The organism is Candidatus Nitrosocosmicus sp. T (genome assembly GCF_054408485.1).
Genome location: NZ_CP166992.1, coordinates 385,086 through 397,087, shown reverse-complemented (window position 1 = coordinate 397,087; position 12,002 = coordinate 385,086). Strand labels below are relative to the sequence as shown.

The following is a 12,002-nucleotide window of genomic DNA, read 5'->3' as shown; positions in this document are numbered from 1 at the left end:
AAGTATACTCACAATGCCTACAATCACAGTTAGGATACTTACAAGAACCTCTATATCGAAGTTCAGGCGGAGAGTCTTTATCTAAATGCATAGTTATCTTATGCTGACAATTGAAACAATACTTTGTCATAAATATGATGATTTTAAGCAAATTGATAAAGCTAATCTTGTGGTGAGATGGGTAACGTTTGGTAAGGCGTTAAATGTTGCAACCTGGTATCTAAGTAACTGGTAAAGGCTTCAATCTCGTCGTCATAGGTCTAGCCACTTGTCTCTCAGGGGTTAAACCCTGATGCTTGTTCTTTCCTTTTATCCTCAGTTATAATCAAATTTGTATCGTCTAGATATCATAATTAGTTATTTAATCAATAAGTACAATGAGTAGTATGGGTTCTGTCCAATATCTTCTTAAGATAAATGGCCTTCACGATGTATTGAAAGATAAGAACGACCAGTTACCAATTGATAATGTAGTATTTTATCATGATGGAAACGATTATGCCGCATCCATAATAATCACTACAGAAGATGTAATGGTGGAAGGATTGAATGAGGCTAAGTACTTGGTCAGCACTGCATTATCAAAGATAGTTTTTGCTTATAATACTGAAGCATTTATTGATGATAAAGCCTTTAATTACATTGACCTCGACAGTCCCAACAAGATTCCACAGTTTGTTAGAAGCTTTGGAATAAGGTGGAACTATGTTAAAGAAGATCCGAAAGTTGTATTACCGAAACTATCTAAGATTAATACGGATAAGAAAGGAGTAATGGAGTTGGCATTGGCCTATTATCAATTAAGCCATTACTTTAATCCTTTGCGATTGGAGACACTGTTTAGCAGCATGTCTGTTCTGATTAAAGATCTTTTAGGCGAAGAAAACTCCTATCACTTGGAAACGAAAGAGTTTAGAAATAAGATTGCGGAAGTTATGAAGATAAAGGATTCAAAGTTTGATGTACATCAATTTAATTCAGATTGGCAAGAGTGCTATACAGTCGAACGTAATTCTATATCTCATGGACGACCAACTAATTTAATTGCCCTTAAGAATCAAGAGCATATGAAATTGGTAAACAAAGTCGCATCTTGGACAATAACGGTATTTTATTACTATATCGATTTGAACCAAGATTAACTTAATAATAGATAAGAAATTCGCCCTACATTGATCCGTGCTATAGTTAACATTTATTCTATTTCCTTACACCTTGGGACTAATGTAATATCAATATTCTAGAAGTTAGCATTATCTAGCCTTTGTTAACAAATGCAGTCTTTCAATTTCATTGCTCTGTTTTATTAGTAAGGACATTACCGTAGAAAGCATAATCTCAGTATCACCTCTTGATTTAGCTGTTATAGAATTATGATATTGATGATAACAGTTAGATATTGTTTTTAGTATTGTCTCTTTATCTTCAGATGTAAGATTAGAAATAAAAGGCTCTAGTTGCTCCTTTAGTCTTTGATATGTTTCATCTTTTTTCAAAAAGGAATCATCTGAAGGGTCGATATACCGATACATGAATTAGATTAGTATTCCAGGTAGATAGTCATTAATGTAACGCTTATCTCTTTTGCAAGGCATAGTCTTAGGTGTTCTATCATGGAACTAGAATCAGAAATTAGAGAAATAGTAAATAGAGAAACAGAAGCATGGAACCATAAGGATGTTGAAAAGTTGCTGAGTATCTTTCATCCTGACATGGTGTGGCCTTGGCCCAGAACACCGAAGTCACATGACCCAGTCGAATGGGTAATGGAATTAGGCCGATTTAATTATCAACGGTGGAGTAATATCTATAGTGAATTATTTGGCAATCATGAATTAATACAAAACAATAGGATCATACAAAAGATAGCAATTTCAAATGAAGGCGACGGCGCATTTGCAGTAGTTGACATTGACACACTTTGGAAGAATATCAATACGGACGAGGATTTTCATTGGAAGGGCAGAGTATGCAAGATATATACCAAGATAAATGATAAAGAATGGAAGTTGATAGCACATACAGGTGTACTGGATTATGATAATATTATCCAATAATAATTAGCACAATTTACAAGATAGTTTAGAAAGAGGTTTTTATAAAATGAATTGGAAGTACAAGATATTAGATGAATCGGCCTTTGGTCTCCTTACTTCCAATTATTATTTCCGATACCTTATTTTCCTCTCTTAAATAGGAATATAGTCTTCAATCTCCCTCCTGTGTTTTAGGCGTAATATCCTTTTCGTTGAAAGTCTAATATCTATTGCATTATATCTGATAACTCTGTGGAAAAGTCTAGCCAATGAAATGAGTAAATAGTTGTAGAAATAATCCATTACTCCTTAGCCGCAATTACTAGCAGATAGCCTAATCGTACTGCATTGTCAACTATGTATGGTTCGACAGTATTAAGATATTCTTTCCTAAGTGATTCTATCTTTTCATTATTGTTTTCTCTCTTGATGGATTGAATAAGTTGAATCATAGAACCTGATTTTGTTATCATTTCATTCCAGTAGTGATTTGGACTAAGAATTGGATAGTTTATAGTATCTCTCTCAAAGTATAGTTCTTTAACACCACTCAAAAGTTCTTTCACCTTATCTGGATTCCCCCATTCAATGGGCGATGAAGTTATTGGTGTTACCGGAGTGGGAGCGTACTTGGAGACGACGGAAAAGATTCTTCCTATGGCAAGTTCAGGTGGCCAGGTTGCAAATCCAATACGTCCACCCTTCTTGAGAACTCTTAACATTTCTTTTGCTGTACTTTGTTGGTCAGGAGCAAACATATGTCCAAACGTTGAGAGAACGATGTCAAAGGATTCATCTTCAAATGGAAGGTTCTCTGCATTTCCTTCTCTCCACTCTATGTCACTAACTCCTGCAATATCCTCTTCTTGTTTTGCGAGTGCAAGAAGCTCGGGTGTAATGTCTATACCTGTCACCTTTGCTCCTACTCTCCTTGCAGTTATTGCGGTGTTACCAAACCCACATGCTATATCTAAGATAGAATCTGTAGGTTTAACTTTAACAAGTCCTATTAATTTGGCAGATACAGGTGAAATTACTCGACCAATACTTCTATAATCACCTAATGCCCAAGTCCCTTTATTGTTTTGATTAGTGTTATTCAATTACTATCGACAGATTGTATTATTATCAATTATACATTAAGGTTAGTTTTACTATAAATATTCAAGGAGAATTCTGATTGTCTAACATACTTTATCCATAAAGATCACCATGCGCATTAATACCGTTTTATTGTTTCTTCTCTATACTTTTTCCTCATTTCCCAACCTCGAAATGACCTTGTTCTCAGTTTATAGTTACAACAAGGACAATACGTGCTTCCATTCCAATTTATAAATATCTCGCAAATACTACACCTTTTTTGGCCTTCTTTATATCTCGATGGAATTTTGTGGTTCCTTCTAGCTTTATACCTTATACATATTCCATTACAACTCATACCGACTAGAACGTGAAAAATAATAAAATGGTGGAAATAAATATGTACTTAATTGATCAACTCCCTCCTTAGCTCATCCAGCACAGGCCTAATCCTCTTTGTTATTATTTCATTAATATCGGGCCTGTAATAGTGATTAACAAAAACAGAACTACTTATCCTTCCTTGCAATAAATCTATAATTTCAGGTTCTATACCTTTATTTCGTAAGTAGGTGGCAAAGACCTTGCGACAGTAATACATATTAATCTTCTTGTTTCTCTTGTCGAATGCACTTCTTATTGCATAGTGATAGGAGTTTCTTAGCTCAATAGATTTTACTAGGTCTAAAATACTTTTATTGATTATTGAGATGTAACACTTTTTTGTAGTCCTAAAGAAAATGTTAGGATATTGATAGTGTAACAATAATCCTTTGTCCTTATTGACATATTCATCTCCTTTAGTCTTGATAAGATAGATTGCTTTTTGTGCTTCTTCTGGTCTTAACCCTGTAAGTGTGTTGAATAATATGATTTTGCCAACTTCAATAGGGAGTTCAAGTATACTCGACCTTATCCAGTTCATCATTTGTAAAATGCTTTGGTCGGTTCCATTTTCTATTCCAAATATGTTCTTAAAGGTATTTAGTGAATTATAATTTTCATTCTTCCACTTTAGCTGATACTTCTTTATTATCTTAATCCATTCATCGTAGCAGCCTGTGTACTTCGAAAGAGTTGATAATGCTCGCATGGCATGAACTCTGGAACCGTTCGAGACTTTCATCAAGTCCTGTGCGTTGCCTGTTTCCAAAATATAGAAGTAAGTCTTCCCATAGCTTATTTTATTTTGTATTTCTCGATTTGATTTGTTTAGATTTGTTAGATATTCTTTATATCCTTTCCAGTCAAAATAAGATTCTTTAATATTCTCTTCATTACATTGTTCGTTTGGACTTGTCTCTTTTAATTCCAAGTTTGTATTTACTTGATAGGTGGACGTTACTAAACTAAGGTCTTCGGAACCGCAGGTCATGGGATCGAAGCCCACCGGGCCCGTTAATCACATGGGTTCAAATAATTCAAGGTTGTATAGGAGAGTAGATAGAAAAAGGAGGTATAATATTGCCCGCTAAGTTAACCACAACTTTCAAAAATATAGAAATCAAGGTAATAAATCAGACCAACAGCCAAATAATTTATGACTTTTATGAATATCTTCAGAACATAGATACCTCTGAAAACTATCAAAATGGACTGTTAAAAGTCTTGATAAGATATGCAGAGTATATAGGTGAAAACACAACTTTTTATCAAATTCAAGAAAAAGGACAGATATTAGGTTTCTTAGATTCAAAAAGAAAAACAGACAAAGATGATCCGGATAAAAAATGGATTACAACATGGAATGATTACCTCTGGAGAATAAAATATTTTTACAGATGGTTACATAATGCCAGAGATAAAGGAATAAATGTAAAATCCTATGACACATGGAATACTCCCGACTTTATCAATCTTAAAATGAAAAGGACAAAGAGATTGAGCCCATACTTAGAAACAGAAATATGGGAAAAGGATGAATTAATTACAATTATCAAGTATGAACCACATAAGAGAAACAAAGCTATTCTGGCATTATTATGGGATTTAGACGCCAGACCTCATGAGATCACATTATTAAAAATTAAGCATATTCGATTAAAAGAGAAATACGGAGAAGGTGAAATACCTCACCAAGCAAAAACAGGAAGCGGACCCATGTTACTTACTCTCTCTTTCCCATATGTCAGAGATTGGCTAAATGAACATCCTTTCAAGAATGAACCTGAAGCACGACTAATATGCAATCTCTTAACAGGATCATCAATTGGACCTGACCAGATATATGATGTAATGAGACAACTTAAAAAAAGAATTCAGAGATTGATTGACTGCAATACAATCTCTAATTCAAACGAATTAGATCATATTCGCTATTTGCTAGATACCAAGAAATGGAACCCATATTGTATTCGCCATTCATCCATATCCCATGACTCAGATTATCTCCCCGAATATGCATTGAAGAAGAAAGTCCGTTGGAGTATGAACAGTAAGCAGGGATCTAGATACATAAAGAAAAGAATGGGTAACGAATTGAAAAACAAAATATTAGAACATAATGGAATCATTTCAGAAGAAATATCTAAAAGGAAACCATCAGTAGCAAATTGTCCCCGGTGTGAGTTGGTTAATACAGTAGAAAATAAATATTGTTCAAAATGCAGTTATCCATTGAAACCAGAAGCATTTGATGAAATCAAAGAAGAAGAAAATAAAAAGGTTAATGAGCTCGAATCAAAATATCGGGAAATGAATAGCGTTTTACAAAGCCTGCTTCGGGCTTTTACTTCAGTGGATGAAAAAGGAAAACAATCTATTGCAGCTCATCTTATACAAGATGGGGTATATACCGGTAACCCATAATACTTGATTAAATCCAGTTAATCCCATTTTTGCGGAAATTATAGTTAAATTGGACGTAATTGATTCAAATCATGTATATTTATAAGGAACATATCCTATCCTTCTGTTTGCACCTTTTCTTCTGGCCTGTACTTGTTTTGCTAAAAAATTAGCCCAGAAACTAAATCTCCTTGAATCGCTAATCATCATATTGCGTTCTTCAGGCTCAGTAAATCTTTGAGTCAGTTCCATAATACAAGTATGAATGAAAATATCTGTAATTAGCACTGTTCTAAAATCTAGAGATTCTCTATTGTAAATTGGTCGTGATGGATTTCTCAAAACTATTGCATTTACCAATCTTTGTAATGGGCCACCCGAATTGTTGCGATGACCTTCTTGAAAATCCTTAGGGCTAAACTGAAATTCATCCTGTGTATAGTATTTATTATAGCCGAACAAATCTTTCAGATCTTCCTCGAACATTTCGCCAAGGTCTTCATGATTATCTCTTATGAATTCTAGGAAATACAAAATATCTACAAAGGCCTGAAAAACTGAATCAATGTTATAGGTTTTTTTTCTAGCAATCTTATTTCTACTCTGTTTTGATCTGTGAGGAGGTTTGTCGCCCACCTCCGCATTAGACTGGGTTTTACCTACTCGAATACTTTGTAACTCTTGCTGGAGGTAGGCGACAAGTTTCGGATCCGGCATGTAATATTTAATTGACATTATCGATTATGTACACATGATAAATGTAATACATATACTTTATTATTACAATATTAATGTATGTTTATTGACAACAAGTTTAAAACAAATAGTTATTGATAAGGAGAATTATGAGAAGCTAAAGAATCTGGGCAAAGCTGGTGAATCATTTAACGATGTTATCACAAAACTGCTAAAAGTAAACCTCTCGCAATCTGACCGTTATCTAAAGATCAGCAATTCAGAGTGATTATTATGGAATTAATAAAAGAAAAACTACGGGACATCGAATTAAAGAATTGTCCCATAAGCTGCAAGAAATGTAATCAAATATATGTAAACAGGCAACTTAATCACAGAATTCTATGCAGATGTAAATGTCATACACATAGAAATCAGATCATTGGAAGTATGGTACCTGAAATAGATACAAAGGAAATTGAGGCTATACACTAAATGTTGATGGGTAAATGATGAAGGACAATAAGATTTGCAAAGGTAGCTATATACCCTACGATATGGAGGCAGATGTAGTTGAGATATCCAATAACACATATGATTACATCCGCAGATTTGGTATCAAATTAGATAGCAATGGGAATCGTGTATTAAATCCCAGATATATAACTATTAACAATACCCAGATTCTGCTCAAGTGCTCATTTTTCGTTGAAGATTTACCGCTACTAAAAGCTATAAGAAAATTACCAGAAGGATGTGCTGAAGACATATTCCAAAGCGTCTTTGATGCAATCTGGTGCTTTATGGGAAAAATTAACTTTGTAGACTGGGGCAGTAAGGACTACATCTTAATCGATGACCTTGATCAAGTGAATCTTTATTCAAATCGCAATTAGTTCAACAGAAAACACCATGAATAAGTTGAATATTACCAGTGATAAATTCTTCAAAGATTTAGTGAACCAGGTTATTGACATAGTATGTGATATCAATCCTAATGGCATAATTAGAGTACCAAAATATGTAATTACTAAATTAGAATATCATAGTAAACAAATCTTTGAGGAAGAATTTTTGTACAAAGTTTATGAAAGAGTTGCAAGAATCCTTAAAATTGGTTTTGAGGTTATTGTAGAGAAGATGAAAGGAAGAATTCTTCCTGTCTAAGAAATTTGAGATTCATGTCTACTTCACCAGACCCAGATAAGCCATTTGATTTTTGGTGTAAATATATCGGCGTAAATTGTATCCCTTTTGATTCAAAGAATAAAGTAACCCATGAACCATGGTCAAAATGGCAAGATCAGCCTATTCCCATAGAGGTATATGAGGCTTGGAAAACAAATGGTTTTTTTGAAAAGGGTATGGCAGTTATATGCGGAAAGATTTGGAGAGGCGAAAATAAAGGCAAATATCTTGCTTGTATAGATATCGATAATAAGAAAGGAGTCGAAGAATTTCTTTCTCATATTAGAAAATATGATACCTTAGAAAAACTAGCTCAATACACCTTAGTAGAACAACATAAAGATGATCCCTATAGAGCACACATATACTTCATAGTGGAAAAACCGCTTTCAAAGAAAAGTGGTATTGGAGGAATTAAACAAGAGGGCGAAATAGACATTACGGAAATTCCTGCAATAGAGGTAAAATCGGAAGGACACCATGGAATAATGATTGTCAGTCCATCTATACATAAGGATGGATATCCTTATGAGATTATAGGAACTAGAGAGCCTGCTGTTTTGAATGATGACCAATCGGGTGAACTTGAAAATGCAATTAACTCAATATACACCAAATATTTTAAAGAGGCTAAAGACAAAGAACAAATTCCAATTTCAGAATTGTTTACAAATGAATTTGAAGTATACCAAGGAAACAACAGACATCTATTTTTACTTAGAACAATGGAGTCTTTAATCAAGAGAAATCATGAAATTTTAGAAGAGAATATAATAAAAAAACTGGCTTACTACTGGAATCAAAAGCATTGTATACCACCATTAGATGAAGATGATTTTGAAAAACAATGGAAATGTGCAAAGAAGTACATTGTAAGATCTGACAACAATAAAGATAAACCACGAAAGAACGACTACAAGATCAAACAAACCCAAGCTGATTCAATAAATGAGACAATGGAATCTAATGACGATGAAAATGAATCCTCAGATAAACAACTTGTAACCCTTGTCGAACAAAGATGTATGCTTTTTTTTATTGATCAGTTTAATGATATTTTTGTTTCAGTTGAGATAAACGATCATACTGAAACTCTTCCAATAGATAGTAGCAGGTTTCAAAGTCTGATACTTAAGGAATGTTTTGAAAATGATATTAAAAAAATAAACAAAGATAAAATCAAATATATAGTTGAAATCATAAAGTCAAGGAAAGAATTCAATACCAATATTGCTAAAAATACTTTAAACCTAAGGGTTGCTAGAGGTGGGGATACTAATTTCTACTACTATTATGATCTTACAAATGCAAAGTGGGAAGTTATAAAAATATCGTCAGAAGGTTGGGATGTTGTATCTGACAATAAACCTATTTTTCGAAGATACAAAAATAGTTCTGAACAAGTATATCCTAAAAGACAGTATTCAGATGATTGTATCGAACGTTTCTTAAAATTAATCAATCTTCACAGCCATAAAGACAAATTATTAGTATTGGTGTATATCTTATCCTTATTTATACCTGATATTTCTAAACCCATCTTGTTAATTCATGGTAGTAAGGGAGCCTCAAAAACTACAACATTTGAATTAATCAAAAACATTGTGGACCCGACCATAGTTGACACCTCGTCCTTTCCTAAGGAGGTAAATGATTTGATACAGATGTTGAGTCATAATTATCTAGCGTATTTTGACAATATTTCAAAGATACCTGATACGCTTTCAGATTTGCTTTGTAGAGCAGTAACAGGAACAGGGTTTTCAAAACGAAAATTGTATACTGATGATGAAGACATCTCTTATAATTATAAGAGATGTATAGGAATAAATGGTATTAACATAGCTTCTGCAAGGCCTGACTTTTTGGATAGATCTCTCATCATTAAGGTCGATACCATTCCAAAAAATAAGAGAAGAAAAGAACAGGACATAAAGAATGAGTTCAGACGACTGTTGCCTGATATATTAGGCTGGATATTTGATATTTTGGTTAAAGCCTTAAGATACAAAGAAAAAAGTCCTGAAAAAATAAAACTACCAGAATATCCTAGATTGGCTGACTTTGCTGAAAATGGTGAGATAATATCTAGATGTATGGGATATAAAGAAAATGAGTTCATAAATGCATACTTTGAAAACATTCAAATTCAAAACGATGAAGTAGTAGAGTCATCTCTATTGGCCAAGGTAGTATTAGAATTCATGGAAAGCCAAGAAAAGTGGGAAGGCTCGGCAAGTGAATTACAGGCCACTTTAACTTCCTTTTTAGAAACCAAGGACCAAAGACTAGCAAGAAGTAGAACATGGCCAAATGCTGCCAATTCATTGTCAAGAAAATTAAATGAGCTAGCCTCTACATTGAAAGAAAAAGGAATTGATATTTCTCATAAATATGATAACTACAAAAAAGGTAGGACAATCGTTGTTAGAAACATAGAGAAAATACCGTCGTTATCGTCGTATCGTAGTAGTAATGTAAAGGAGGATGGAAAAACTAGTGTTGACATTCACGTGATAGAAAATATGGAGACAATCGATATAGACGACAAATCTTTAATCAAAGACATAGTAAATGAGAAAAATGGTGACAATAGGGTTGACATGTTTAATAATAATGTTGATACCCTGTTAAGAACAGAACATAGAATCGGATACCACTACCCTTTCTATTATTGTAAGCAACACCCCAAAGTGCAAAATATACATTTTGAAGAAATAAAAAGACATCTAGAGTTGTCCCGTGATCATAGCCAAGGACAGGAAAATCAAATATGAGAAATACGACGATACTACGGCTACTACGATATATTCCATATTCTCACAAAACGGTGAAAATCAATAGTCTTATCATCGTGCAATATCTTTTTAGCTTTGAACTTGATTATATGCAATATCTGCAATGCAACTGACAAAGTCCGGTATTCGATCGAATTGCAAAATGATAGTCGATAGAAGAGAAAAGGTGATGGTGCTCTTAACCAAAGGGCTCAAGGGCTACCAGATTGCAAATGAGCTCGACGTCGATCCGGCTACCATTAGCAGAGACATTCAATATTTATCAAGGGTATCAAGTAACAATTTAAACTCCATTGTTAAGGAAACCCTACCATTTCTCTATCAAAGCTCAATCGAAGGCATTAAGAATATTTTACAAGAATGCTGGAATATTTATCAGAGTGATAATGCATCCATAACCTATCTTCATAAACTGAACTCATTGAAGCTGGCCAAGGAATGTAACGAGTCTCTGTTTAAACTTGTGTCAGAAGGTCCATCCTTGCTCTACATAAGAGAACTGGAGGAAAGACTAGAAAGAATTGAGGAAAATGGCAAAGTCGCTAAACAGCATCTCTAAAAAAATAGGGATGCTGGAAAAGAAGCATGGTATAAGAAGAGAATCAGAGTCAGAAAAATACGAAAGGGAGAGAGAAGAAAGGTTCCAGCAATATAGGTTGATTAGACTTAAAAAATTGGTTAGAATGGGTGGGAATCCAGAGTTAGAGAGACTCGATTATTTCGAAAGCACGACCGAAGAGTTTGAATATTATGTTAGTCTTGAACCAAATAACGGGTTATCCCCAGAAGAACGCTATCAGAAAAGAAAAAAGGACATGTTTTATCATGGTTCAGTAATTTTTAAAGAGGACGGTCGAGTCGGATTTGAGGGCTATGGATGTAATAAGGAACAATGTGTCATCACCTGTCCTTATTATAAGGATATGGGAAGGGTGAATGACAATCAGATAATTGAAGAATTCTCCAGAAATATCAAAATTGTAGATGTGGGGGATTACAAAAAAGAATTAGGAGATGATGCTATAGATTCGATTATCAACCGAAACTATTATGTTCCCTCTAATTATTGAAGTAATGAGAATATTAGATGCCGTAAAATTTTAAAAAGAACTTATCAATTATCCGCTCTACTCAGTACAAATTGCAAACTCTTTTAATTCAAATTCATTTTTAGAGGATAAAAAACACTATAGTCCAGATGAACAAATATTCCAATGTGGTAATGCCTGAATGTAATTTTAATTCCATTTTAAGATAACAATATAATTTGTACTAATTGCGATAAACCATATAATCAAGATATGAGCATGTCCAAGTGTGGATTAAAAAACTACATTCGATGATACATCAAGTCAGGAGAAAAACTTTCATATTTGTTTCTGATTACAAAGATAAATGCAAAAAAAGGTATAATTTCATATTTTCTACAAAAATT

General features: G+C 33.6%; 13 protein-coding genes. 9 read left to right on the top strand and 4 right to left on the bottom strand.

The window, feature by feature from the left end:
* The first annotated feature begins 377 nt into the window (after positions 1-377).
* The gene (locus tag AB0A59_RS02060; RefSeq protein WP_458746039.1) at positions 378-1,142 is read left to right on the top strand and encodes a hypothetical protein; all 765 of its coding nucleotides are present in this window, start codon (positions 378-380) and stop codon (positions 1,140-1,142) included.
* A 111-nt stretch (positions 1,143-1,253) separates the two neighbouring features.
* Here AB0A59_RS02060 and AB0A59_RS02055 read toward each other — a convergent pair whose 3' ends face one another.
* Entirely contained in the window at positions 1,254-1,532 is a 279-nt protein-coding gene (locus AB0A59_RS02055; RefSeq protein ID WP_458746037.1) for a hypothetical protein, read from the bottom strand.
* 81 nt (positions 1,533-1,613) lie between these two features.
* Between AB0A59_RS02055 and AB0A59_RS02050 the strand changes: the two genes are divergently transcribed.
* Positions 1,614-2,057, top strand: a complete 444-nt coding sequence (locus tag AB0A59_RS02050; protein ID WP_458746035.1) for a DUF4440 domain-containing protein — start codon at positions 1,614-1,616, stop codon at positions 2,055-2,057.
* Between the two features lie 281 nt (positions 2,058-2,338).
* On the opposite strand, the gene AB0A59_RS02045 is transcribed toward AB0A59_RS02050, so the two are convergent.
* A complete protein-coding gene (locus tag AB0A59_RS02045; RefSeq protein ID WP_458746033.1) occupies positions 2,339-3,139 on the bottom strand; it encodes a class I SAM-dependent methyltransferase in 801 nt (266 codons plus the stop codon).
* A gap of 386 nt (positions 3,140-3,525) precedes the next feature.
* Positions 3,526-4,494: an integrase gene (locus AB0A59_RS02040; RefSeq protein ID WP_458746031.1), complete on the bottom strand. Its 969-nt coding sequence runs from the start codon at positions 4,492-4,494 to the stop codon at positions 3,526-3,528.
* Between the two features lie 89 nt (positions 4,495-4,583).
* Between AB0A59_RS02040 and AB0A59_RS02035 the strand changes: the two genes are divergently transcribed.
* Complete coding sequence (locus AB0A59_RS02035; protein WP_458746030.1) at positions 4,584-5,927, top strand: hypothetical protein; 1,344 nt, start codon at positions 4,584-4,586, stop codon at positions 5,925-5,927.
* A gap of 69 nt (positions 5,928-5,996) precedes the next feature.
* Here the strand turns inward: AB0A59_RS02035 and AB0A59_RS02030 are convergent, their stop codons facing one another.
* Entirely contained in the window at positions 5,997-6,623 is a 627-nt protein-coding gene (locus tag AB0A59_RS02030) for a hypothetical protein (protein ID WP_458746028.1), read from the bottom strand.
* A gap of 85 nt (positions 6,624-6,708) precedes the next feature.
* Between AB0A59_RS02030 and AB0A59_RS02025 the strand changes: the two genes are divergently transcribed.
* From AB0A59_RS02025 to AB0A59_RS02000, 6 genes are all read left to right on the top strand, one after another.
* Positions 6,709-6,870 (top strand): antitoxin VapB family protein, encoded by a 162-nt coding sequence (locus tag AB0A59_RS02025; RefSeq protein ID WP_458746026.1) that lies wholly within the window; start codon positions 6,709-6,711, stop codon positions 6,868-6,870.
* A gap of 220 nt (positions 6,871-7,090) precedes the next feature.
* Positions 7,091-7,477 (top strand): hypothetical protein, encoded by a 387-nt coding sequence (locus AB0A59_RS02020; RefSeq protein WP_458746025.1) that lies wholly within the window; start codon positions 7,091-7,093, stop codon positions 7,475-7,477.
* Between the two features lie 16 nt (positions 7,478-7,493).
* Complete coding sequence (locus AB0A59_RS02015) at positions 7,494-7,748, top strand: hypothetical protein (protein ID WP_458746023.1); 255 nt, start codon at positions 7,494-7,496, stop codon at positions 7,746-7,748.
* A gap of 14 nt (positions 7,749-7,762) precedes the next feature.
* Entirely contained in the window at positions 7,763-10,546 is a 2,784-nt protein-coding gene (locus tag AB0A59_RS02010) for a bifunctional DNA primase/polymerase (RefSeq protein ID WP_458746022.1), read from the top strand.
* Positions 10,547-10,709: 163 nt separating this feature from the next.
* A complete protein-coding gene (locus AB0A59_RS02005; protein WP_458746020.1) occupies positions 10,710-11,126 on the top strand; it encodes a hypothetical protein in 417 nt (138 codons plus the stop codon).
* Positions 11,098-11,637 (top strand): hypothetical protein, encoded by a 540-nt coding sequence (locus AB0A59_RS02000; protein ID WP_458746019.1) that lies wholly within the window; start codon positions 11,098-11,100, stop codon positions 11,635-11,637. Before AB0A59_RS02005 ends, AB0A59_RS02000 begins: the two co-directional genes overlap by 29 nt.
* Positions 11,638-12,002: the final 365 nt, after the last annotated feature.

Excerpts from the sequence above, each read along its gene's own strand:
- AB0A59_RS02060 (WP_458746039.1), top strand. The coding sequence starts at position 378 with ATGAGTAGTATGGGTTCTGTCCAATATCTTCTTAAGATAAATGGCCTT.
- AB0A59_RS02055 (WP_458746037.1), bottom strand. The coding sequence starts at position 1,532 with ATGTATCGGTATATCGACCCTTCAGATGATTCCTTTTTGAAAAAAGAT.
- AB0A59_RS02050 (WP_458746035.1), top strand. The coding sequence starts at position 1,614 with ATGGAACTAGAATCAGAAATTAGAGAAATAGTAAATAGAGAAACAGAA.
- AB0A59_RS02040 (WP_458746031.1), bottom strand. The coding sequence starts at position 4,494 with ATGACCTGCGGTTCCGAAGACCTTAGTTTAGTAACGTCCACCTATCAA.
- AB0A59_RS02030 (WP_458746028.1), bottom strand. The coding sequence starts at position 6,623 with ATGCCGGATCCGAAACTTGTCGCCTACCTCCAGCAAGAGTTACAAAGT.
- AB0A59_RS02020 (WP_458746025.1), top strand. The coding sequence starts at position 7,091 with ATGATGAAGGACAATAAGATTTGCAAAGGTAGCTATATACCCTACGAT.
- AB0A59_RS02015 (WP_458746023.1), top strand. The coding sequence starts at position 7,494 with ATGAATAAGTTGAATATTACCAGTGATAAATTCTTCAAAGATTTAGTG.
- AB0A59_RS02010 (WP_458746022.1), top strand. The coding sequence starts at position 7,763 with ATGTCTACTTCACCAGACCCAGATAAGCCATTTGATTTTTGGTGTAAA.
- AB0A59_RS02005 (WP_458746020.1), top strand. The coding sequence starts at position 10,710 with ATGATAGTCGATAGAAGAGAAAAGGTGATGGTGCTCTTAACCAAAGGG.
- AB0A59_RS02000 (WP_458746019.1), top strand. The coding sequence starts at position 11,098 with ATGGCAAAGTCGCTAAACAGCATCTCTAAAAAAATAGGGATGCTGGAA.